Source organism: Shewanella glacialimarina (genome assembly GCF_020511155.1).
Classification (GTDB): domain Bacteria; phylum Pseudomonadota; class Gammaproteobacteria; order Enterobacterales; family Shewanellaceae; genus Shewanella; species Shewanella glacialimarina.
This window is the reverse complement of sequence record NZ_CP041216.1, coordinates 4375164-4398479: the sequence shown is the minus strand read 5'-3', so window position 1 is coordinate 4398479 and position 23316 is coordinate 4375164. Positions and strand designations below refer to the sequence as shown.

The 23316-nt window shown below is 41.0% G+C and carries 20 protein-coding genes; 15 read left to right on the top strand and 5 right to left on the bottom strand.

From position 1 onward, the window contains the following. Positions 1-18: 18 nt before the first annotated feature. Together FJ709_RS19300 and gpmM are read right to left on the bottom strand one after the other, a co-directional pair. Positions 19-1152: a murein hydrolase activator EnvC family protein gene (locus FJ709_RS19300; protein ID WP_226412166.1), complete on the bottom strand. Its 1134-nt coding sequence runs from the start codon at positions 1150-1152 to the stop codon at positions 19-21. Between the two features lie 10 nt (positions 1153-1162). Next, positions 1163-2707, bottom strand: a complete 1545-nt coding sequence (gene gpmM, locus FJ709_RS19295; protein WP_226412164.1) for a 2,3-bisphosphoglycerate-independent phosphoglycerate mutase — start codon at positions 2705-2707, stop codon at positions 1163-1165. 339 nt (positions 2708-3046) lie between these two features. Between gpmM and FJ709_RS19290 the strand changes: the two genes are divergently transcribed. The 7 genes from FJ709_RS19290 to FJ709_RS19260 all read left to right on the top strand — a co-directional run bounded on the left by FJ709_RS19290 (position 3047) and on the right by FJ709_RS19260 (position 9168). Further along, entirely contained in the window at positions 3047-3481 is a 435-nt protein-coding gene (locus FJ709_RS19290) for a rhodanese-like domain-containing protein (protein WP_226412162.1), read from the top strand. Positions 3482-3687: 206 nt separating this feature from the next. After that, on the top strand, positions 3688-4173 hold the full coding sequence (gene secB / locus FJ709_RS19285; RefSeq protein WP_226412160.1) for a protein-export chaperone SecB: 486 nt from the start codon (positions 3688-3690) through the stop codon (positions 4171-4173). Positions 4174-4176: 3 nt separating this feature from the next. Next, positions 4177-5187 carry an NAD(P)H-dependent glycerol-3-phosphate dehydrogenase gene (gpsA, locus tag FJ709_RS19280; protein ID WP_226412158.1) on the top strand — a complete coding sequence of 337 codons (1011 nt, stop codon included), beginning with the start codon at positions 4177-4179 and terminating at the stop codon, positions 5185-5187. A gap of 156 nt (positions 5188-5343) precedes the next feature. Further along, positions 5344-6525, top strand: coding sequence for a BaiN/RdsA family NAD(P)/FAD-dependent oxidoreductase (locus FJ709_RS19275; protein ID WP_226412156.1), 1182 nt, complete (start codon positions 5344-5346; stop codon positions 6523-6525). 429 nt (positions 6526-6954) lie between these two features. Next, entirely contained in the window at positions 6955-7131 is a 177-nt protein-coding gene (locus tag FJ709_RS19270) for a DUF1328 domain-containing protein (RefSeq protein ID WP_226412154.1), read from the top strand. 110 nt (positions 7132-7241) lie between these two features. After that, positions 7242-7436: a hypothetical protein gene (locus FJ709_RS19265; RefSeq protein WP_226412153.1), complete on the top strand. Its 195-nt coding sequence runs from the start codon at positions 7242-7244 to the stop codon at positions 7434-7436. A 61-nt stretch (positions 7437-7497) separates the two neighbouring features. Continuing rightward, a complete protein-coding gene (locus tag FJ709_RS19260; protein ID WP_226412151.1) occupies positions 7498-9168 on the top strand; it encodes a diacylglycerol kinase family protein in 1671 nt (556 codons plus the stop codon). Here FJ709_RS19260 and FJ709_RS19255 read toward each other — a convergent pair. Beyond that, a complete protein-coding gene (locus FJ709_RS19255) occupies positions 9165-10523 on the bottom strand; it encodes a sigma-54 interaction domain-containing protein (RefSeq protein ID WP_226412149.1) in 1359 nt (452 codons plus the stop codon). The genes FJ709_RS19260 and FJ709_RS19255 overlap by 4 nt on opposite strands. A 260-nt stretch (positions 10524-10783) precedes the next feature. On the opposite strand from FJ709_RS19255, the gene FJ709_RS19250 reads away from it, so the two are divergent. Further along, positions 10784-11284 (top strand): ferritin family protein, encoded by a 501-nt coding sequence (locus tag FJ709_RS19250; RefSeq protein WP_226412147.1) that lies wholly within the window; start codon positions 10784-10786, stop codon positions 11282-11284. A gap of 189 nt (positions 11285-11473) precedes the next feature. Continuing rightward, positions 11474-12028, top strand: coding sequence for a BON domain-containing protein (locus FJ709_RS19245; RefSeq protein ID WP_226412145.1), 555 nt, complete (start codon positions 11474-11476; stop codon positions 12026-12028). A 125-nt stretch (positions 12029-12153) separates the two neighbouring features. Here the strand turns inward: FJ709_RS19245 and FJ709_RS19240 are convergent, their stop codons facing one another. Continuing rightward, positions 12154-12918, bottom strand: a complete 765-nt coding sequence (locus FJ709_RS19240; protein ID WP_226412143.1) for a substrate-binding periplasmic protein — start codon at positions 12916-12918, stop codon at positions 12154-12156. Positions 12919-13222: 304 nt separating this feature from the next. Between FJ709_RS19240 and FJ709_RS19235 the strand changes: the two genes are divergently transcribed. The 3 genes from FJ709_RS19235 (at position 13223) to FJ709_RS19225 (ending at position 16502) form a co-directional block, all read left to right on the top strand. Continuing rightward, entirely contained in the window at positions 13223-14539 is a 1317-nt protein-coding gene (locus tag FJ709_RS19235; RefSeq protein ID WP_226412141.1) for an anaerobic C4-dicarboxylate transporter, read from the top strand. Between the two features lie 216 nt (positions 14540-14755). Then, the gene (locus tag FJ709_RS19230) at positions 14756-15316 is read left to right on the top strand and encodes a C40 family peptidase (protein ID WP_226416062.1); all 561 of its coding nucleotides are present in this window, start codon (positions 14756-14758) and stop codon (positions 15314-15316) included. 154 nt (positions 15317-15470) lie between these two features. Further along, positions 15471-16502 (top strand): LacI family DNA-binding transcriptional regulator, encoded by a 1032-nt coding sequence (locus FJ709_RS19225; RefSeq protein ID WP_101088655.1) that lies wholly within the window; start codon positions 15471-15473, stop codon positions 16500-16502. A 159-nt stretch (positions 16503-16661) separates the two neighbouring features. Here the strand turns inward: FJ709_RS19225 and gtfA are convergent, their stop codons facing one another. Next, positions 16662-18143, bottom strand: a complete 1482-nt coding sequence (gene gtfA / locus FJ709_RS19220) for a sucrose phosphorylase (RefSeq protein ID WP_182744670.1) — start codon at positions 18141-18143, stop codon at positions 16662-16664. Positions 18144-18331: 188 nt separating this feature from the next. Between gtfA and FJ709_RS19215 the strand changes: the two genes are divergently transcribed. From FJ709_RS19215 to FJ709_RS19205, 3 genes are all read left to right on the top strand, one after another. Next, a complete protein-coding gene (locus FJ709_RS19215; RefSeq protein ID WP_226412139.1) occupies positions 18332-19552 on the top strand; it encodes an MFS transporter in 1221 nt (406 codons plus the stop codon). A gap of 287 nt (positions 19553-19839) precedes the next feature. Next, on the top strand, positions 19840-22230 hold the full coding sequence (locus FJ709_RS19210) for a TonB-dependent receptor domain-containing protein (protein WP_226412137.1): 2391 nt from the start codon (positions 19840-19842) through the stop codon (positions 22228-22230). Between the two features lie 122 nt (positions 22231-22352). Beyond that, on the top strand, positions 22353-23309 hold the full coding sequence (locus FJ709_RS19205; RefSeq protein ID WP_226412135.1) for a carbohydrate kinase family protein: 957 nt from the start codon (positions 22353-22355) through the stop codon (positions 23307-23309). Positions 23310-23316 lie beyond the last annotated feature (7 nt).

The window sequence follows — 23316 nt, the reverse complement described above, 5'->3', positions numbered from 1 at the left end:
TGGGCTGTTTACGTTATCCTAGCGACAGTATCTTGCTGGATCGACCGCTTGCCCTTTATGTCTTATTTCAAAGTATAGGCTAGGTTCGGTCTGTCCACCTGAACGACCGACTAAAGCAATCGATTCTCCATCGTTAACATTATCGCCAGCTTCCTTGAATAAGGTTTGAGCATGGCCGTATAGACTCATATAGCCTTTACCGTGGTCGAGTACCATCACCATACCAAAACCTCGTAACCAATCGGCATATATTACTTTACCCGCGGCAACAGCTTTAATGTTTTGCCCTTCTGGTGCGGTTAATACAGCACCTTTCCATTTTATTTGACCAGAACGGTTGCTGCCAAAACGTTCACTCATGCGACCTTTTGTTGGCCAGCTTAGTTTACCTTTTCTATTCTCAAGCCCATCCATTAATGGGTTGGCTTTTGCCGTAACAACAGCTTGTTCGACAATACGCTTTAAGCTGGCTTCTTCAATTTGTAATTGTTCTAGCTGAGCACCTTTGTTGGATAGGGTGCGCTGAATTTGAGTTAGGGTTTGCTGGCGTTGATTTTGTTCATTACTTAATTGTTTAGCTTGTTGTTTCTGGTCAATCATCACTGTGTTCAGTTGCTGCTGCTTTTTGACTTGTTTGTTTTGAACTTCAACTAATTGCTCACTAGTGGTTTTTAGTTTGCTTATCGCTTTGATACGCGCATTGTTTAAATATTGATAGTAAGCCAGCATGCGTTCAATCGTTGCTGGGTTTTGCTGATTGAGCATCATCTTGCTATAATCATGGTTTCCAGCTAAATAAGCGCTAGATAGCTGCTTTGATAAGGTTTTTTGTTGGCCAATTTTTTGTGCCGTTAAGCTTTTTTGTTGTTTTTCTAAATCAATAAGTTGGCTGCTGATGTTTTTTAATGAGGTTTGAGTTTCATTTACCCTGCTTGCCGCGCGTGCAATGGCTTGCTCATCTTTTTTAAGTAATGTGATGAGTTTTTCTCGTTGTTTTGAGGTGTTTTTTAAATCATTTTGCTGCGCATTGATTTGTGTCTGAATAGACTTTAACTCAGACTGACGTTTGCTGAGGTCGGCGCCTGTTGCGGCATAGGATAGTATTATAAAGCCAGCGAAAATGCTGGCTTTAACAAAGAAACGAATTATCACAGGTAATTAATTACTCTTTTAAGTCAATGATACAGCGGCCGGTCATTTCGGTTGGCACACTTTGCCCCATTAACGTTAACATCGTTGGTGCGATGTCACATAAGCGGCCGTTAGGTTTGATAGTAGCATCACGACCGACATAGATGAAAGGAACTAATTCACTTGTGTGCGCAGTATGGGCTTGACCAGTAGTTGGATCGGTCATTTGCTCAGCGTTACCGTGATCAGCGGTGATAATACATTCACCCCCTACTTTGGCTAATGCTTCTACTACTCGACCAATACACGCGTCTACTGCTTCACACGCTTTTACCGCGGCATCAAACTTACCTGTGTGGCCAACCATGTCGCCATTAGGGTAATTACACATGATCACGTCGTATTTGTTTGATTCAATCGCACCTACCAGTTTGTCGGTGAGCTCAGTTGAGTTCATTTCTGGTTGTAAATCGTAGGTAGCCACTTTAGGTGACTCAATTAAAATACGGTCTTCTCCGTCAAATGGTGCTTCTTTACCACCATTGAAAAAGAAGGTTACATGGGCATACTTTTCTGTTTCAGAAATACGTAGCTGAGTTTTACCTTGTTTTTGCAGTGTTTCACCAAGTGTATTAACAAGATTGTCTGATTCAAACGCCACAGGTGCTTTAATATCGTCAGCGTATTGGGTCAACATGACAAAGTTAATTTTGGGTGTTTTATGACGAACAAAGCCATCAAAATCTGGATTAACAAAGCTGCGGCTAATTTGACGTGCACGATCTGCGCGGAAATTCATGAAAATTAATGCATCGTTGTTATTCAGTGTCGCTGCCTGGCCAGTTGCATCAACAATAGCCGATGCGGCAACAAATTCATCATTTTCATCACGAGCATAAGCGGCTTCAAGTGCATCGACTGAGTTCGTATAGTCAAACTTACCTTTGCCTTCAGTAATCAGTTCATAAGCTTGCGAGACTCGATCCCAACGATTATCACGATCTAATGCGAAGTAGCGTCCAATTAAGGATGCAATACGACCTGTTCCTATTTCGGCAAAAACAGTATTAAAGTGCTCAATACTGCCTTTGGCGCTTCTTGGTGGAGTATCTCGGCCATCTAAGAAGGCATGCAAGTAAACGGCTTTAGCACCACGGGAAACCGCCATGCGGCACATTGCTTCTATGTGTTGCTCATGGCTATGAACGCCGCCGGGTGATAACAGCCCCATAATATGAACCGCACAGTCTGCGGCAATAGCTTTATCTACCGCATCAACCAGCGTTTGGTTTTGTTCAAATTCATTATCTTCAATGGCTTTACTGATCCGCGTTAGTTCTTGATAAACAATGCGACCAGAACCAATATTGATATGGCCAACTTCAGAGTTACCCATTTGGCCATCAGGTAAACCTACATCAAGACCTGAACCTGAAATTAAGCTGTTAGCATAGGTGGCTGTTAACTTATCCAAGACCGGAGTGTTAGCGTGAAATATCGCATTATCTTGCGGATTTTCACGATAGCCCCAGCCATCAAGAATAAGCAGTGCCAGCGGACGTTTAGTTGTCGTCATGGAAGTACCCTTATTTAAAGTGTTAAAGATGAAGTTAAAAATGAAATTGGATAAATATTACTACTTATTAGCTGTTGGCAACAGGCTTAGGTTCTCGATTGCCCTAACAGGTGATTAAATTTCATTTATATGTGAGTGTTTACGCAATTAACACTTTTTGACCTTGTTTGAGGTACGTAATTCTGTGTGAAAAATTGTCTGAAAGGTAATTAACATATCCACCAATATTGAATCTTACCTAACCACTTTGATGTCACTCTGAGCCCTGTATCTTAAGCTTGTTTGGGTATATACTCTTGGCCAAATTAATCTTAGCTCGATACGTTATAGGCAGTGACCATGCAAGAATATATTGAATTTTTAAGAGCAAACCCAATGTTGTCTTTGGCTTGGGCTGGCTTATTTTTTGCTTTAATTGTGACGACATTCAAATCAAGTACATCAAAAGTAAAGACCGTTAACAATCATGAACTCACGCTAATGATGAACAAGCAAGACGCTAAAGTTGTCGATGTGCGTGGCAAAGAAGAGTTTAAAAAAGGCCATATCGTTGATTCTATTAACGTGCCATTGTCTGAAATTAAAAATAATCAGGCCACGAGTCTTGAAAAGTTTAAAACCAGCCCCATTATATTAGTATGCAACGCTGGCGTAACATCTTCTCAAGCGGCTCAACTTCTTGTTAAGCAAGGCTTTGAAAACGTGCATAACCTTAAAGGTGGTATGGGCGACTGGCAATCAGCAAATATGCCGGTTGTTAAAAGCAAGAGATAGTCACCAGTTTCATCATATTGCAGTAAACACATAGTGTTGAGCAAAAATCGACACTATTAGTTTTTGGTCTTACTGGTAAAGGTGCTTAGTCGCTTTTCGATGTATGATCGACTTTAGGGGCAAGGCGAGGTTACCCTCATTTATTAGCCCAACACCATATTCGCTCCACAGAAAAGCGAAAAATAACATTATATAGGTAGGATATCATGGCTGAAGAAATAGCAAACAACGAAGCAATTGCACCACAGTTTAACATTCAGCGTGTTTATACAAAGGATTTGTCTTTTGAAACACCAAACAGCCCAGCTGTTTTCCAAAAAGAGTGGAACCCAGAAGTTAAGTTAGACTTAGACACGCGCAGTACTAAGTTATCTGACGATACTTATGAAGTGGTACTTTCTTTAACTGTTACCGCTAAAAATGGCGACGAAACAGCTTTCTTATGTGAAGTTCAGCAAGCGGGTATTTTCTCTATCGTTGGCTTAACAGAGCCACAATTAGCACATTCTTTAGGCGCTTATTGCCCTAACGTATTGTTCCCATATGCTCGTGAAACTGTTTCAGGCCTTGTTGCCCGTGGTACTTTCCCACAACTTAACTTAGCGCCTGTGAACTTTGATGCACTATTTGCTCAATATGTTCAACAGCGTCAAGCGGCTGCTGCAGAAGCGCCAGCTGAAGCTAACGCGTAAGTGATGAACAGCACTGCCGAAATAACGGTATTAGGGGCGGGGTCTTATGGCACCGCCCTTGCTATTTCTTTAGCAAGTAATGGCCATAAAACCTTATTGTGGGGACACGATCCCAAGCGCATGCAGGCATTGGCCGATTCGCGCAGCAATGAAGCTTACCTGCCCGGAATAACATTCCCTGACTGTTTGCACATTGAACTTGATTTAGCTAAAGCCTTAGCTGCAAGTAAAAATGTGTTAGTGGTTGTGCCAAGCCATGTTTTTGGTGACGTGCTTAAGCAAGCAAAACCCTTATTGCGCAGTGATGCACGTATTGTATGGGCGACCAAGGGCTTAGAGCCTGAAACTGGCCGTTTATTACAAGATGTTGCCCGTGAGCAATTAGGTGAACATTATCCCCTAGCGGTATTGTCTGGCCCTACATTTGCTAAAGAATTAGCCGCAGGTTTACCAACAGCAATATCGGTAGCGGGTACTTGTCCGCAGTTCACCCATGACTTAGTTGAGCTTTTACACAGCCCAAAACGTTTACGTGTATATGCCAATGATGATTTTACTGGTATTCAGCTTGGTGGTGCGGTAAAAAATGTTATCGCTATTGGCGCAGGCATGTCAGATGGTATTGGCTTTGGTGCAAATGCCCGAACAGCGCTAATCACTCGCGGTCTGGTTGAGTTAACTCGCTTAGGTGTGGCACTCGGTGCTGATGCTAACACCTTTATGGGTATGGCTGGTTTAGGCGATTTAGTGTTGACTTGTACTGACAACCAATCTCGAAATCGTCGTTTTGGACTCGCCCTTGGTAAAGGGTGTGATGTTGATACTGCGCAGATTGAAATTGGCCAAGTAGTTGAAGGTTATCGAAATACCAAAGAGGTATTTACCTTAGCTAAACGACTAGGGGTAGAAATGCCGATTACCGAACAAATTTATCAGGTACTTTATCAAGGCAAGGCACCCGTTGATGCAGCTAAAGAGCTGTTAAGCCGAGATAAAAAATCGGAAACAGTCTAATAGCTAGCGAATATACAAATACCAATAAAAGGGTGCTAATATAGCGCCCTTTTTTGTACATGGAAGTCATTATCCTTGAAGACCATGGATGGCATGTAAAAAGACATTTTGACCTTAACGTCAGCATAACCAACTTGTTTAAAGAGAGTCTCAACAGTGAAACATCATGACGTAATTATTATCGGTGCCGGTGCTGCAGGGTTAATGTGTGCAGCAACTGCGGGTTATCGTGGTCGTGATGTCCTCGTGCTAGACAACGCCAAACTAGCTGGCCGTAAAATACTTATTAGTGGTGGTGGACGATGTAACTTCACCAATCAAAAAGTTGAACCACATCAGTTTCTTTGTGGTAACCCCCACTTTGTAAAATCGGCATTAGCCCGTTATCGCTCAAGTGATTTTATTGAATTGGTTGAACGCCATGGTATTGAATACCAAGAGCGTGATCACGGCCAGTTATTTTGTAATGACTCAGCCAAAGAAATAGTCACCATGCTGATGACAGAGTGTGAATGGGCTGGGGTAAAGGTTCAGCTGCGAACTGAAATTTTATCTGTTAGCAAAACCGATACAGGCTTTACCCTAAGCACCTCTAATGGTGAGCTCAGTTGTGAGTCATTAGTTATCGCAACAGGCGGTTTATCAATGCCTAAACTTGGCGCGACACCTTATGGCTATAAAATTGCAGAACAGTTCGGCTTAAAAGTACTGCCTACCAGTGCAGGTTTGGTGCCTTTTACCTGGCATAGTGATCAAAAAATTCGCTTTGAACCATTATCGGGCATTGCTGTGCCAACCACCATTACCGCCCAAGATGGCACTCAGTTCAGTGAAGCATTATTATTTACGCATCGTGGTCTATCAGGCCCGGCAGTGCTACAAATTTCAAATTACTGGCAACCAGGTGAAGCAATTTCTATCGATTTATTACCGGGTGAAAATGCGTTAGATAAAATCGAATTCGCACTCAAACATCATCCGAAACAAAGCCTGCGAAATACCCTAAGCCAATGGCTACCGAAACGATTAGTTGAGGCCTTATTTGAAGAAGCTCAGTTGGATAAAGCGTTAAATCAACTAGGTCATGGCGAGCGTGAAACGCTGGCTAGTGATTTAAATGACTGGTCTATTGTTATGAACGGTACAGAAGGCTATCGCACTGCAGAGGTTACCTTGGGCGGTGTTGATACTAATGAGTTATCATCAAAAACCATGCAAGCCAATAAGGTATCTGGATTGTATTTTATTGGTGAAGTAATGGACGTAAGTGGCTGGTTAGGCGGGTTTAACTTCCAATGGGCATGGTCGTCTGGTGTGGCCGCGGGGTTAGCTGTTTAAAGTGTTTTTTATTGAGTTCTTTTGCTAAAATACAGAGGAACTCTACTTTATAACTTTAGGCCGTTTTTCTTTTGAATCAATCGCTTTGTTGCTCATCTCTTTTCTAATGTCTCTTCGTCACCTGCTTGTGGCCACCTCCATTTTCCGTAGATATCCCCAATAATTTATTGGAATGCCCCTTTACCCATAATTAATGTGAAACTCTTACCGAATTGTCGGTAATTATTGCCAATAACTGAGTTTGTTAATGATATTGAAATAAAGAATTTAAATTTATTTTCCTTATTTATTAGATTCTTAGTTGGTTGCTTCAAGGTTGGCATGAAGTTGGCTTGGTATAAAGTAGTTAAATGGTACACAAACAGTTGTTCATTATTACGAGTTTATTTTTGTGTGTTATTGATCGTCCCATACTCAAGGAGGTTTCTTATGTTAGGTTGGACATTGATGTTTTTAGTTATTGCTATCATTGCAGGAGTGTTAGGTTTTGGTGGTATTGCTGGTATGGCAGCCGGTATTGCGAAAATAATTTTCTTTATTTTTATTGTGTTACTTGTTATCTCTTTAGTGGTAAGTGCAATACGAGGTAAAGCACCGAAAGCGTAACGTTAACTAAGTTACGCTTTATGGATTGAGCCTATTACTTAATGATATAAAATGAGTATATCTAAATGTAATAATAACTAATGGAATGGCCTGTGAGCAAGGAGCTCAATATGAATTTACTAAAAAAGCTAAGTATCATGATTTTATTGGGATTAACGACAATAGGTATGATGGCATGTTCCGACAACAAAGCAGAAAATACGGGTGAAAAAGTGGATGAGATGATGCAAGACGCCGGTAATGCAGTTGAAGACGCGTGTGAAGATGTAAAAGAAGGTCTTAAAGCAGAAGATCCTGATTGTTAAAGAAACTAAGCAGCGCACCATAGTACGCTGCTTTTTGCTGTTTTTAAAATAAGAAGTTTATATGCTAACCAAGATAAATATTAAGTATTACTATACTGCAGGGGCTTTATTGGCCGCGCTTTTGTGCATATTACTTAATTCATCGTGGGCTAAGTTTTTTATTGGCTGGTTGGCATTATCTTTGGGCTTAGTGAGTTTTGCATATTGGTTTAATGCGGGTGGTATTTTCCGTAAGAAACAAAATGGTTCAATTCCTTGGTATATCAGCTGGGGATTTGTCCCTTTTCTATTGGGATGTCAGGTTTATAATGCCTGGGCAAGAAAACACGATAAAGTACCCGCAATTCAAAAAATTGAAGATCAACTCTATTTAGCATGTCGTTTATTTCCTTCTGATATTGAATACCTTAAAACCCAAGGGGTTGATGCCATTCTAGATGTGACGGCTGAATTTGATGCATTAGATGGCACATTATTGGCTGAGGATATCGATTATTTAAATGTGCCTGTTTTAGATCATAGTGTCCCGTCAGAAGCGCAACTCAATCAGGCAATAAATTGGCTAAATAACCAGGTACTTAACGGTAAAAAGGTTGTAGTACATTGTGCGCTAGGCCGTGGGCGGTCGGTACTCGTGCTAGCTTCTTATCTTGCTTGTCGCGATAAAAAAAGTCACTTAGAAGAGGTGTTGCACTCTATTAATGAAATTCGCCATACCGCCCGTTTGAATAAATGGCAATTTGCTAAAGTGTCCCAAATGTATCAGCAGAATCGGATTAAAATTAATAACACACTCTATTTAATTGCTAATCCTGTGTCTGGCGGTGGTAAGTGGCAAGATGATGCCGAGTATATTCAACAAACCTTATCCAGCTACTATCGAGTAAAGCTGCTTGAGACGACTGAAGATAAAGATGCTGCAGTTCAAGCCCGTGAAGCCGTTAAGTGTGGTGCTGATATTGTTGTAGCCTGCGGTGGTGATGGCACTGTTAATGAGGTGGCGTCGATGCTGGTTAACACCTCTATCACATTAGGTATTATTCCGATGGGGACAACAAATGCCTTGGCTCATACCTTATTTGGTGTCGGCAGTAAGGTGATCCCTGTTGCTCAAGCCGTGGATATTTTGATTCAAGGCCATTATCAACCTATTGATACAGCTATGTGTAATGAACGGATAATGCTGTTGCTGGTGGGTATTGGTTTTGAACATAAGATGATTGAAAGTGCTAATCGAGACAAAAAAAATGAGTCGGGTCAGTTTGCTTATTTGGGTGGCTTATGGAATGCGATTGATGAAAATCAGCCATTATCTTTGTCTATGCAATTAGATGATGGTGAAACACATACAATTGAGACTACCAGTATAGTGATTGCCAATTCAGCTCCTTTCAGCAGTTTACTAGCACAAGGTAATGGCGAGCCTAATATCATTGATGGACTATTAGATATTACTTGGATTGAGCCTACTGAGTCATCACAAGAGCAGTTACTGAGTCTGGTCGATTTATTATTTACTGGGATTACGCGTTTGTGGAACCAAACTAATAACAAGCTTGAGTCTGATGCAATACATCATGCCCAAGCTAAAAAAATATACCTAACAGCTCAACAAAAAACACATTATGTGATTGATGGAGAGCTTTTTGAATCTAACGATGTGACGGTAGAGGTTGTGCCAAAATCGTTGAAGGTTTTTGTGCCAGAAAAAAGCCCGATTTTGAGGCGTTAATCGGCATTGCTGTTATCTTCATATTTACTGAGTTTGTTATATAAGGTTTTAACGCTTATGCCCAGTTGTTCGGCGGTGTCATTTTTATTACCGTCAGCCTGTTCTAGCGCTTGATAAATGGCTATTTTTTCAATTTCATCTAAACGCATACCAGTAGGTACTTTAACCTCCTCAAACATGTTTTCTGTTTGAGATCCTGTTTCGAAGCTGTTGAAATGACTTCTATCAATCGTGTCGTCAGCGAGAATATAAGCTCTTTCAATGGCATGTTTTAACTCACGCACATTACCCGGCCAGCGCTGTTGTTGAATAAAGCTGACAGCTTCTGGCGTAAAGGTTTTATTGAGTTTTTCTGCGACATTTCTATAGGCTAAAAAATGTTTTGCCAACCCGCTAATATCATCACCTCTATCACGTAGCGGTGGAACGCGAATAGGGAAATGAGCGAGTCTGAAGTATAAATCCTCACGAAAAAGACCATGTTCAATAGCGCTAGCAGGATCGCGATTGGTTGCGGCGACAATACGTACATTGGCCTTTTTTACACTGGCACTGCCAATGGGGCGATATTCACTATTTTCTAACACTCTTAATAATTTCACTTGATGATCAATGGGCATTTCAGTAATTTCATCTAGAAATAACGTCCCGCCTTCAGCTTGATCAAATACCCCACGATGATCACGGTGTGCACCGGTAAAAGCCCCTTTAGTGTGACCAAATAGCTCACTGTCGACTAGTTCTGGACTGAGCGCACCACAGTTAATTGCAATAAAAGCCTCGTTTGATCTGTTACTTGCAAGATGAATGGTGTTAGCTACTAATTCTTTACCTGCACCACTCTCGCCAACAATTAATACATTGCTTTCTGTCACCGCGACTTTGCGAACAGTGCGATACAGTTTATGCATTGCACGGGATGATCCAACCAATAATCCATATTGATCGAGTTCACTCGACAATACATGCTGACGCTTAGTCGACTCTAATAATAAGTCTTGAGCAAAATCTTCCAGAGTGTCATCAATCAGTTCCATATTGTATGGCTGTCTAAAGTGATAGCCTGCGCCCTTTGACATTAATGTATCAAGGTTAGGGTTGGGTTTTCCTTCACTTAAAAAGATAAATTCAATATCAGACATTAAGGCGTTATCTGTAAGGCTGGCATAATCAGCTTGGCCTAATTGAGATACTTCAATAATTGCCACATCTGCGTTACTCGCCTCAAGTTGTGTTAGCCAGGGGAGCTCAGTAATACTCGCTATTTTATTAAAATGGCCACAACTAGGTACTTTTAAGAGCTGTGTTGCCGTTTGAGGGTGAAGCAAGTGGTAAAACAAGGTAGGACTGGCCATGTCAGTGTTACTCCTTTTTGTGCTCATTTAACTAATGGCAAATTTGTAAATTTGACAATAACAATCGGTAATTATTTCTTAACATGTGGTTTACACTGGAGAGTTTGACTTATTAATAATTTATTAATCAGTGCCTTAAGTGTTTTTGTGGTGTTGTGTACGAATTATGTATGCGTTGATCATAAGGTAAACAATATTGGTTTATCCATTATGACTATAAATATTACAGGATAGCTATTAGTTATTTGATGATAGGAGAAATGACATTGCAATATTCACATATCAAACGTTTATCAAGCAAGCAAATCGACTTAGGCGTAATTAGCGATGCAATTGATTTATGTCAAGCAGGACAGCTGTTTTACACAAAAGCAATTGCGGATGCTGATGACTATAACATCAAGCGTATTTTTATGGATATGGCAGAAACAAGAAGGTGCATATTACAGTATTTAGTGCCCTTGTTACAGCAAGTGAAGCAAGACGAAATAGTCCCTTATGATGCCCAACCAATTAGTTTGTTTTCTTTTAGCGATGAGTATGACTGCGCAAGTGAAGCGATAAAGCAAGACGAGCTATGGACAGCGTTAGGATTACTATTAGATATAGAGCAGCAGGTCCTTCATCAACTCAAGTGGGCAGCTCGTCAGGCGACAAATAAAGAGGTTGCTCAACAATTAGCCGAAGGCTGTGCATGGCTTCAAATAGGATGCGACAGTATGGAAAGCCTTTATGTGAGTCACAAAGGTAAAGCGAATTGAGTGATTAAATCGCCATTTGAATATTAGTTATCGCTCAAGTGAAAAAGTTACCTGTTGTCGGTAAAAATGTCCAAAAATGATTAGACTTACACACATGTTAAATAATAAAAATCATTTAAAACATGACCTTAATTTGTTGGCATGATTTGCGCATTACTAATATCAAGATAAACAATGGAGGATATCTTTATGAATAAGACAACATTATCTTTGGTAGTAAGTACGATGCTTGGTGCAATGGCTTTTTCTGCAAATGCAGCACAAGATTGGCAGGATGACGCTAAAGACGCATGGATTGACGGTAAAGTTGAAACCACATTATTGCTCAACACCAATCTTAACTCGTTTGATATCAATACCGATGTACACGCCGGTAAGGTTACTTTAACGGGTAAAGTTGATGGTAGTATTGATAAGTCATTAGCGAGTGAGCTGGTTAAAAGCTTGGACGGCGTTGAAAGCATTGATAATCAATTGACTGTTATGAAGCAACAAGACGATAGTAACGACAGTGATTTAGGTGACGAGCTAACCGATGCTAAGATAGCAATGATTGTCAAAACACGTTTGATGTTCTCTGACGATGTGACGGGTTCCGACATTAATGTCGATGTTAAGTCTGGTGTTGTGACGTTAGAAGGGACGGTAACAAATGATGCAGAACGTGACTTAGCCATAGCGATAGCCAAAAATGCTGATGATGTAGATAAAGTGGTCGACGAACTCCGTATCGCTGATTCATAAATCTAAGTCGGTGATTTTGTCTGCATTAAATAGACTCAATTGAGAAAGCCAGCCAGCGTGCTGGCTTTTCTGTATATCAGCTAATCAAGCTTATGGAGGTTATTTGGCAAAATCGCTTAGTTAACTTATTCTAAGGTAAATCTACAATTTTCAGTATGTTGATTAAATTTATCTAAAAAATCGGGATATTGTGTCAAAAAGGTTTTACCAAAATAAACTCCTAGTGACCTATCTAGATTGGGCACCACAGAAAAATCACTTAGTGGGATGTTTACCCGTTTGGCTGCAGCTTCAAAAAATAAGTTGTTTTCTAAGATCGCACCTATGCGATTTTTTTCAAGCAAGGATATCAACTCATCTAAAGTACTTGTTTGATGGATAACGTTATAATTGTGTTTTTGTAGCCAGAATGTAGCGTTGGAATGCCTGCGAGCACCAAATTGTGCGTTTGATTTAATAGCGTCTTGATTTAAGGGGATAGCGGTGTTTTTGAGTAAGTAAAAGCTCCATTGCTGTGCTATAAAAGTATTTGATAATACCGCAAAATCGTCTCTTTCATTGTTGTGTGAGGCTGAAAAAAAACCATCGTAATTACCTTGTTTCACTTCTAACTGCGCACGACCCCACGGGAGAAATATTACCTTATAAGGTTGTTGAAGTTTATCCATTACACAGGCTAATGCTTTTATCGCATAACCCTCATTTTTCTGGCCAACTTGCATTTGGTAGGGCGCCCACTCTTGGGTGGTAATAGTGATGACTCTATCAACCTCAGTGGCTGCGGCTATTTGGCTGGTAAGTAAAAGTAATAATCCACTTAATACCATGCTTAGGTATGTTCTGAACCGATTTTTAGTAGCATTAAGGCACTCATTTATTAGCCGATTCATTAATTGCCGCCCTTTAGTACCACTATTCTTTGCACTTAAGATTAACTTAGACTCGTTGTAAGTCAAAAATATATATCAGTGGCCGTTTGTTAATTGGTGGGTGAAGCTTGGCTGCGATAACCTTTCAAGTTGATTTTCGTAAACTAATTAGTTAGATGAGTATAACTCTCATAAAAAGTGTTCAATAACTCACAGTTTTATCTATTGGGTACGGCGCTTTATGTAATAGCTTGATTTTGGTCACTAACGGTATTTTCTGCTGTGTTATACCTGCAACAGCTATTTAATATGGTAGGTACTGATAATGTTTTATATACATATGCTGTTGTTATTAATTGTCATTTTTGTTGGTATACGCCATGGCGGAATCGCCTTTGGCTTGCTGGGTGGGCTAGGTGTTTCGGTACTGGCTTTTGTATTTGGTATAGCACCGGGTACGCCGCCTGTCAGCGTAATGCTGATTATTTTGGCTGTAGTCGCGGCTTCAGCAACATTAGAGGCCACTGGTGGTTTAAAACTGTTGGTCAAGTTTGCTGAAAAGCTGTTACGTAAACACCCTGAACATATCGTCTTTTTAGGTCCCCTGTGTACTTATTCGTTAACTGTACTTGTTGGTACTGGTCACTCTGTTTATCCCCTGCTTCCTGTTATTTATGATGTCTCATACAAGAAAGGTATCCGACCTGAACGGCCATTAGCCATGGCAACAGTTGCCTCACAAATGGGCATTACAGCAAGCCCAATAGCAGCCGCTGCAGCTGTAGTGCTTGCTACTGCGGTAGATAATCAGCTTGATATTGGCTTAATTGATGTATTGATGGTGACTATTCCTGCGACCTTAATCGGTTTGCTGGTGGCGTGTACCTGGAGTTTAAAGCGGGGTAAAGATTTAGATAAAGATCAAGAGTTTCAGGCACGTTTAAAAGATGATGAGTTTCGTGAGTCATTAATCGATCCTAGTGCTGACCAAGTGCAAACTCCAGCCGCAGAGGCAACTGCAAAGAAAGGTTTAATGGTATTTTTACTGGGTATTTTTGCTGTGATCATGGTGGCGATGTTTAGCAAACAAGTGTTACCTGATGGTGTAAGTATGTCGGTAGCGATTCAGTTTATGATGTTATCTGTTGGTGCGGTTATTTTACTCGCCACCAATATATCACCGAAAAAAGTGGTCACCAGTAATGTATTTACCGCAGGTATGACAGCGGTTATCATTATTTTTGGCATAGCATGGATGAGTGACACCATTATAGAGCACCATAAAACCTATTTGGTTAGCGCGGTAAGCGATATTGTCAGTGTTTATCCGTGGACATTTGCGATTGCCATGTTTGTGTCATCGATTTTCTTAAAAAGTCAGGCTGCGGTTTTAACTATTATGCTGCCATTAGGTTTTTCACTGGGGATCCCTGCACCTGTACTAATAGGTGTGCTACCCGCTTGTTATGCTTACTTCTTTTTCCCATTCTATCCAAGTGATTTAGCGGCGATAAGCTTTGACAGAACAGGCACAACTCATATTGGTAAGTATGTACTCAATCACAGCTTTATTATTCCCGGCTTTATTGGCGTGATCACGGCAACCTTGGTTGGTTACTTCCTATCGATGGCGATAAATTAATCACCACTTATTATCAATATAATCGATGTCAATGAATGGCAACCCCTAGGTTGCCATTTTTACTTTATAGATGAGAGAAGTTTTATTTTGAGATTTTTTTTAACTGGTGTAAATTACCCTGTTTATTACTTGAACAGTATAATTGTAAGTTAATCTTTTTAAACAAAGTTTAGCGTGATTAACAGATATGTTTAGGCTTAGAGGTCTATAAAATTGATAAAGAAATTATCGCTTATTAGCTTGTCGGTATTACTGAGTGCTTGTGCCACTCAGGTTCCCGTAACAGTTGTTAAGCCTCCACCAAAGCCTGTGATTGTAAAGGCTGAGCCAAGATTACCTAAGTGGAGTGAGCCTAATTTATTAGCTTACCATCAGGATTGGGCGGGAACGCCTTATCGATTAGGTGGTATGAGTAAACAAGGTGTTGATTGCTCTGGTTTTGTGTACTTAGCTTATCTTGACATAGTGGGTGAAAAGTTACCTCGCTCTGTCAATGCGCAACGTGTATTAGGTAAAGAAGTCCCACGTGAAGCCTTAGAAGTGGGCGATTTAGTATTTTTTAAAACCGGTAAAAGCGCCCGTCATGTGGGCATTTACATGGGAGATGCCAGGTTTTTACATGCATCAACCCAAAAAGGGGTTAAGATTTCGAGTTTAAATAACGTGTATTGGAAACCGAGATTTTGGTTTGCTAAACGCTTAAAAAGTACTACGTTTGAGCAAAATATGTCTTTAGCCAGGCTGGTCGAACATGCTCAACAGCAAGATCATTTATAATTTGGCAGCAGTTTTACAAGCTGGTGCCGTTTATTCGCTTCAACCTTAGGACAGCATCTGAAGTATTGCTTGGGTTGTTTTCACCGCTTAGCATCGCTATATTCATGTTATAAATAGCTGTTTAGGCTAAAATCACGACGTAAACGGACCCGTTATGCCAGACTCCAAGCATTGGACCTTAAAAAGTATTGCCAAAGAATTAGGTGTGTCGAATGCGACGGTATCTAATGCGTTTAATCGTCCAGATCAGCTGTCGGAAAAACGCCGTATAGACATTCTAGCTGCCTGTAACGAGTTAGGATATTTTGGACCCAATAAAGCAGCGCAATCTTTAAGGCGTGGCAAATTCGATACAGTAGCATTAGTGTTGTCGGACAGTATTGAATACATGGTGTCTGATCCCGTGGCCAGTAAGTTTATGAAAGGCGTTGCGGCAGTTTTTGAGCAACATAAAATTAATTTACTGTTGTTTTCTGGCAGTTCTGACAATGTGAATGGCGTAAATGATTTTGTCGATGGTTTTATTTGTTATGGCCGTCCTCGCAACCGTTTATTGGCCGAGCAATTAAAAAAAATCCGTAAAAAAGTGGTGACGGTCGACTTTAATATTCATCGTAGTGCTTCGGTGAGTATCGATAATAAAGCCGGTGCCTATGAAGTGGCTAAATTGGCAATTCAATCTGAGCAAGATCAGGTCGCAATTCTTGGATTACGCTTGCTCGACACTCACTTAACCTGCCGCGTGTATGATATTCATTCTATGGAAATCGACACTTCAGTAGCACATCAGCGTTTGCAAGGCTATTTGGATGCCATTGGTGATACTGGGGTTAAGCTTGGTGATGATCGCATTTGGAATATTCCTGAAAGTAATGCCGACTTTGCTGCTATAGCAGCCAAAGAAGCGCTTAATTGTGTACCGCGTCCGAATGTATTTTTGTGCATGAGTGACCTCATTGCCTTGAGTTTAATGCGCGAGGCAATCCAACAAGGTTTGCGGATCCCTGAAGATATTCGAGTGGTGGGTTTTGATGGTATTGATGAAGGCTCACGAGCTATCCCGCCGCTGACAACAGTGTTCCAGCATTCAGAACAAAAAGGTCGTAAAGCCGCAGAAATGTTTATTGCTGATGCCCATCATGCTGAAGTGTTAGGTTATGAACTTTCTCGTGGTGGTAGTTGTTGATGTAATATTGATGACCGGACGATTATTGATACAAACAGTTCGATACAAATATATCGAGATAATCAGATCGAGACAATCAGATCGAGACAATCATATCGATACCAACAAGGTGCCTAATTAGGCGCCTTGTTTACGTTTAAGCTTAAATCAAACGGCAGATTATCCGCGGTGTTTAGCCAGTAAATCAGTCAGTACAATGTGAGTCGATTGCTGGGCTTCAACGATGTTGATATGGGCTTCTTTGCTGGCAAAATTAACGCTTAACTTGGCTGAACTGTCGCCATGCACCCAACAAAGATCTAACTGATTAGCCTGGTTTGTCATGGTGAACTCACCATTAAAGGCATCGACTTTATTGCGTAGAGTGATCAGCTCACATAGCGCTTTAACAACCGGTTTTTGCATGGCTGTTTGAATGTCGCTTACCTGTAGATAAGGGCGGTTAATGTCGCGACCTACCTGAGTTTGATTCAGTAACTCCATGGCATTAGGCACTGCCAGTAAACCGGTGTAATACACCTGCGGTATACCGGGAGCAAAAAACTGCACGCTTCGAGCGATTAAATAATCAATGTCATTTTGGCCAAGTGCATCGTAGTAGGTGCAATTAACTTGGTATAGGTCGACATTGCTGGCTGCTGCGCCCGTTGCTTGCAGGCTTTCACCTTTGCTATTGCTATGGATGCGATTAACTAAGTTATCAATTTCTGCAGCTGTTAATAAACCTGCTTTATTGCCGACCGGGCCAGCGTCGATAATGCCAATGCCGTCATGAGTATCTAATACCGTGACACAATTACGTGGGGCAATGGATAGCCAATGGCTTAATGCACTGGCATCTTGGCTAAATAAGCTGTGGAGAATCAATGGCGGCAGCGCAAAGTCGTACACCATGTCTACGCGCTTAGCAATATCGAGCTGGGTCATGTAATGCGAGTGAATTTCGGCAAGGGTGGTCATGCCTAGGCTGTTGGCTTTTTTGGCTAACTCATCGACAAATTCAAATGATTCTTCAATCATAAAACAGCTAGTGCCTGGTTTTTTAATCGCATAACCCGCAGCGTCAAGACGAATAAGATCGACTTTGCTTTCATGAAAACGCGTTAGCACCTTGTTTAAATGTGCCTGACCTGCAGCGGTATGCACATTAATATCAATTTGATTTGAGGTAAAAGTCGTCCAAAACTCGGCTTGTGTACCGTCCGCGAGTTTATAGGTGGTGAAACAACTCCCCGGACGTGGGCGATAAATTTTAGCTTGGTTTTCTGCGCTTAAACCGTCTGGAAATACACTATCTTTGGTTAAAAATAAATCCCAATAAACAGAGTTTTTGCCGTTGGCAAGCACGTCTTGAAACTCGGTAGACTCTGCAGACATGTGGTTAACGATTAAGTCGGCCATGATGTCGTATTGTTGGCCAATCTGCTTTACGTCATTCCAATCACCAAGACGTTCATCTACTTTTGCATGGTCTATAGGGTCAAAGCCAGCATCGCTGCCGTCAATCGGATAATAAAAAGGTAACAGATGTACGCCACCAAAGAGATCATGCAGTTCTGTGTCGAGAACCTGTTTGAGTCCTTTTAAGTCTGAGTGCGCTATACGATCTACGTAAGTGATCAGCTGAACATTATTTTTCATGTTGGTGACTCTTAAAGTAAGTATTTAGAAAAAACTTAATCGATTAAGTTGTATATTTAACCAATATGAAACATTATTCAAGGGCTTTGTTTAAATATTGAATTCGTTTTCTGTGGGAGAAGACGAATATGTCGCCATAAATAGACTGTGTGACCGCAAAGAAAACATATAACAATAAGGTGAGAAATATGGCTAACCATATGAATGATAATGAGAATAGTGGTAACACTAGGATAAGGATACTAACATATTTAATGTTTTTTATGTTCGCGATGACTTCTGATGCGGTGGGAGTGATTATTCCTGAGCTGATTAACACATTTGACTTATCGATGTCACAAGCGAGCGCATTTCATTACATGCCAATGCTTTTTATTGCATTAAGTGGGCTGTTTTTAGGCTTTCTTGCAGATAAGTTAGGCCGAAAAATAACAATTTTAATTGGTTTAATGTTGTTTGCGCTAGCCAGTTTTATGTTCGCTTTAGGTGAGTCATTTTATTATTTTCTATGTTTGTTGGCGTTAGTCGGTATTGCTATTGGGGTGTTCAAAACGGGTGCGCTAGGATTAATTGGTGATATTTCAACTAACTCGAAACAACACTCAAGCACCATGAACACCGTCGAAGGCTATTTCGGTGTGGGTGCTATGGTCGGTCCGGCGATTGTCAGTTATTTATTGATAACAGGCGTGTCGTGGAAATATCTGTATTTTGGCGCTGGGGTGTTTTGTTTAATATTATGTTGGTTAGCTTATAAAGCTGAATACCCGCAACTTAAGCGCTCATCTACTCAAGATATTAATCTAGCCAGTACGTTTAGCATGATGAGAAACCCTTATGCATTGGGCTACTCTTTAGCGATTGGGCTTTATGTTGCTACTGAAGTGGCCATTTATGTATGGATGCCGACGCTATTACTCAACTATGAAGGTGAGTTGGCATTAATCGCGACGTATGCACTAACAATCTTTTTCACATTACGGGCACTGGGACGTTTCTTAGGTGGCTGGATCCTCAATCGATACAGTTGGCAGCAAGTGATGTTTTGGTTCAGCCTAGCAATTAGCCTATGTTATTTAGGTGCAATGATGTATGGCATTTCTGCGGCGGTTATTTTATTGCCTTTATCAGGCTTGTTTATGTCAATGATGTATCCAACATTAAACTCTAAAGGGATCAGTTGTTTCCCTGTTGACCAGCACGGTTCGGTTGCTGGGGTTATTTTATTCTTTACTGCGCTTTCTGCTGCATTAGGTCCATTGTTGATGGGAGTGGTAGGCGACATATTTGGTCATGTTAAATACGGGTTTTATTTAGCAACTGGCTTTGCATTTATGTTGTGCTTATTGGCAGCCTACAATCTACTTCGTGATCCGTCAGGACATTTGTTGACCGCTGACGCTAAATAATGAACCTCTGCGATTATAAATATTTAATCTAATAAACATCTACTTAGGCGATTTTTTAATCCTGTTAACGATAATTGAACATAAATTGTACTTGCAATTTACTATTTAGTTGCTAACTTGTAACTTAATCGATTAAGTAAGGGCTTGGATTTAACTTTAACCTTAACCTTAACCTTTTGACTCGCTACTGAGCTAGTTTGGGGGCTTAGTTCGATTGATGAATATATTACTGATGTTGTTATGGGGAGATAAGACAACATCAATACACTCTATGTGGGGACATAAAAATGATAAAAAGCACATCTAAGAAATTTGTATTAAGTACGCTAGCTGTGATGGTCAGTTCAAGCTTGTGGGCTGCTGACACTGTGGAAACTAAAAAAGACGCCATTGGTCTTGAGCGCATTGTGGTAACGGGTGTCGCACGTGGTACACGTGTAATGGACTCGAGCGTGTCAGTGAGCAGTGTGTCACCAGAAGATTTAGCAATTAGCTCACCTCGTTCATCAGCCGAAGCGTTCCGTATTATTCCGGGCATGAAGGTTGAATCGACCGGTGGTGAAGGTAACGCCAACATTGCAGTACGTGGTTTACCTGTTGCCTCTGGTGGAGCTAAATTCTTACAAATTCAAGAAGATGGTTTACCTATTTTACAGTTTGGTGATATTGCATTTGGTAATGCGGATATTTTCTTACGTATTGATTCTACAACACAAACTATTGAATCAATCCGTGGTGGTTCAGCCTCAACAGCTGCCAGTAACGCACCAGGCGGTATTATTAACGTCATTAGTAAAACGGGCACCAGTGATGCTGGCAGTATTTCGTCTACTGTGGGTCTTGATTACGATACTTTGCGTACTGATTTTGAATATGGCGCAAGCATTAATGACTCTATGCGTTTTCATATTGGTGGTTTTGTACGTACCGGTGATGGTCCGCGTGATCCTGGTTACACCGCGAACAAGGGTGGCCAAATTAAAGCTAACTTAACCAAAGAATTTGATTCTGGTTATGTGCGTTTGTATTTCAAACATTTAGACGACAAAAGTATTGGCTACTTACCGATGCCAATGTATTCAGATGGCAGTTCAATACCTGGATTTGATGCCCAATCTGATACGGTTCATTCGGCTAACATGTTATCAACCCTGCGCTTAGATGCTGACGGCAATATCAGCCGTGGTGATATGCGTGATGGTATGAATCCGATTGTGAATTCAGTTGGACTAGAAGCTTCATTTGATTTAGGCGATGACTGGTTAGTTGAAAACCGTTTCCGCATCTCGGATGTTAGCGGTAATTTTATGTCGTTAATGCCTGCTGAAGTGGCTAACAGCTCGAGTATTGCTGACAGTATTGGTGGCAGCGGATCATCACTGATTTATGCTAATGGTGCCAAAGCGGGTCAAGCATTTGATAGTGATTTAGCTATGCGCGTACACAGTTTTGATGTGACCATGAATGACTTTGGTTCTATCGTCAATGACATGAAATTAACCAAAACGTTTGATGATTCTAATGTCACTTTTGGTTTTTATACTGCCACGCAAAATATCAATATGACTTGGATGTGGAACTCTTATTTGATGGAAGTGCAAGGCGATAATGCGGCACTTTTAGATGTGGTCGGTGCCGATGGCTCTGAGTACTCAGATAATGGTTTATACGCTTATGGCGTGCCTTACTGGGGCAATTGCTGTCAACGTAACTATGATTCAGACTACACTATTAAAGCACCGTATATTGCTGCGTCATCTAAGTTCGGCGATTTATCATTAGACGGTAGCGTGCGCTATGACTCTGGCGATGCCAGTGGTTACTATGCGGGTAATGTGCAATCACAAGTGGATATGAACCGTGATGGGGTGATTTCTCAGCCTGAGCTAAGTGTGTCGTCAATTGATAATGCTAACCCACAACTAGTGAATTATGACTGGGGTTACCTATCATATTCATTAGGTGCTAACTATCAAGTATCTGAAGATTTAGCCGCATTTGGTCGTATCAGTCATGGTGGTCGTGCCAATGCTGACCGTTTGTTGTTTGGTAAAGTGAATGCTGATGGTTCAGTTTCTGACGAAGACTCTGTGGATGAAGTAGACCAGTACGAAGTGGGTGTGAAGTATCGTTACGATAGCGTGTCGCTATTTGCCACGGCGTTTTACTCTGAAACAGAAGAGCAAAACTTTGAAGCCACTAGCCAAATATTCTTTGACCGTAAATATGAAGCCAAAGGGATTGAGTTAGAAGGTGCTTATTATGTTGGTGATTTCGATTTTCGCGGTAACGTAACCTGGACCGATGCTGAAATTGTTAAAGATGCCCTTAATCCAAGTGTAATTGGCAACACACCTCGTCGCCAAGCTGATTTTATTTACTCGCTAATGGGCCGTTATAACTTTGATAAAGGCTCTGTTGGGGTCAATTTGATTGGTACCACTGAGTCTTATGCTCAAGATAATAATGACCTAAGTTTTGATGGTTATACTCAAGTCAATGCGTTTGCATCTTACCAGTTAACCAATGCGTTATCCGTCGCGCTTAACGTCAATAACTTGTTTGATACTGTGGGTATTACCGAAGCTGAAGAAGGTTCTGTACCCGATAACAATATCATTCGTGCCAGAACCATTAACGGTCGTACAACCAGCGCCACGGTTAAGTACGAGTTTTAATCGTTTATTGTCATAACCTTAGTTGTAATAGTATTAGTTGTATTAGTTGTATTAGTTGTATTAGTTTTTAGAGATCCCTGTTAACAAGCCCATGCAAATGGGCTTTTTTTTGGACGTTTTATATGAGTACATTATTGAGTTTTGGTGAAGTATTAATTGATTTACTTCCGGTGGGCCATTCTGGTTTGGTTCACGAGCCTATCCCTGGCGGCGCGCCTGCCAATGTCGCTGTGGGTTACGCTAAATTAGGTGGTAAGAGTCTTTTTGCTGGTGGCATTAGTGCTGACGATCATGGCCAGTTGTTAACAAATACACTGGTAGAACAAGGTGTTGATGTTAGTTGTTTAGCATTAATACCAGATGCTGCTACTGCCACAGTGTTAGTTAGTTTGGATTCGCAGGGGGAGCGGTCGTTTAGCTTTAATCGGCAGAACACTGCTGACATGCTATACCGTGAAGCTGATTTTGATGCTATCGACTGGTCAAAAATTGATATTTTTCATCTTTGTTCTAATACCTTTACTGAAAAGGCTATTTTCAACGTCAGTCTTTATGGTGCTAAAAAAGCGCATAAGGAACAAGCTTTAGTCAGTTTTGATGTTAATTTACGCTTGTCATTATGGCAAGACACTCGGTTGTTATCAGCCCGTGTGGAGCAATGCTTTCGTTATACTCACGTGCTTAAAATGAGTAAAGAGGAGGCACTGTATTTGGCTCAGGAGCGTGGGGCATCATTTGACGAATATTTAGCATTCTGTATTGGACAAGGGGTGAGGTTAATTTTGGTCACCAATGGCCCAGAGTCCATTTTATGTCACAGCGCTGAATTTTCCTTTGAGTTGCCGGTGCCTAAAATTGTCGCCACAGATACTACAGCCGCCGGAGATAGTTTTGTTGCGGGGTTCTTATATGAACTTGGCAGTGATGAAGGATATTTAGCGCCAGAGCTTTTAGTGCAAAAATTGCTTAATCGAGTGAAGGTTCAAACTGCTGCTGAGTTTGCGATTAAGTGTGGTGCGATAACGTGTGCGAAAAAAGGCGCATTTCCTGCGTTGCCCGTTTGGTCACAAGTGCAATAATGGATCA

What these genes read in the sequence shown, in the direction of transcription:
- gpmM (WP_226412164.1), bottom strand. Translation starts at nt 2,707, where the DNA reads ATGACGACAACTAAACGTCCGCTGGCACTGCTTATTCTTGATGGCTGG.
- FJ709_RS19290 (WP_226412162.1), top strand. Translation starts at nt 3,047, where the DNA reads ATGCAAGAATATATTGAATTTTTAAGAGCAAACCCAATGTTGTCTTTG.
- secB (WP_226412160.1), top strand. Translation starts at nt 3,688, where the DNA reads ATGGCTGAAGAAATAGCAAACAACGAAGCAATTGCACCACAGTTTAAC.
- gpsA (WP_226412158.1), top strand. Translation starts at nt 4,177, where the DNA reads ATGAACAGCACTGCCGAAATAACGGTATTAGGGGCGGGGTCTTATGGC.
- FJ709_RS19270 (WP_226412154.1), top strand. Translation starts at nt 6,955, where the DNA reads ATGTTAGGTTGGACATTGATGTTTTTAGTTATTGCTATCATTGCAGGA.
- FJ709_RS19265 (WP_226412153.1), top strand. Translation starts at nt 7,242, where the DNA reads ATGAATTTACTAAAAAAGCTAAGTATCATGATTTTATTGGGATTAACG.
- FJ709_RS19260 (WP_226412151.1), top strand. Translation starts at nt 7,498, where the DNA reads ATGCTAACCAAGATAAATATTAAGTATTACTATACTGCAGGGGCTTTA.
- FJ709_RS19255 (WP_226412149.1), bottom strand. Translation starts at nt 10,523, where the DNA reads ATGGCCAGTCCTACCTTGTTTTACCACTTGCTTCACCCTCAAACGGCA.
- FJ709_RS19250 (WP_226412147.1), top strand. Translation starts at nt 10,784, where the DNA reads ATGACATTGCAATATTCACATATCAAACGTTTATCAAGCAAGCAAATC.
- FJ709_RS19245 (WP_226412145.1), top strand. Translation starts at nt 11,474, where the DNA reads ATGAATAAGACAACATTATCTTTGGTAGTAAGTACGATGCTTGGTGCA.
- FJ709_RS19240 (WP_226412143.1), bottom strand. Translation starts at nt 12,918, where the DNA reads ATGAATCGGCTAATAAATGAGTGCCTTAATGCTACTAAAAATCGGTTC.
- FJ709_RS19235 (WP_226412141.1), top strand. Translation starts at nt 13,223, where the DNA reads ATGTTTTATATACATATGCTGTTGTTATTAATTGTCATTTTTGTTGGT.
- FJ709_RS19225 (WP_101088655.1), top strand. Translation starts at nt 15,471, where the DNA reads ATGCCAGACTCCAAGCATTGGACCTTAAAAAGTATTGCCAAAGAATTA.
- gtfA (WP_182744670.1), bottom strand. Translation starts at nt 18,143, where the DNA reads ATGAAAAATAATGTTCAGCTGATCACTTACGTAGATCGTATAGCGCAC.
- FJ709_RS19215 (WP_226412139.1), top strand. Translation starts at nt 18,332, where the DNA reads ATGGCTAACCATATGAATGATAATGAGAATAGTGGTAACACTAGGATA.
- FJ709_RS19210 (WP_226412137.1), top strand. Translation starts at nt 19,840, where the DNA reads ATGATAAAAAGCACATCTAAGAAATTTGTATTAAGTACGCTAGCTGTG.
- FJ709_RS19205 (WP_226412135.1), top strand. Translation starts at nt 22,353, where the DNA reads ATGAGTACATTATTGAGTTTTGGTGAAGTATTAATTGATTTACTTCCG.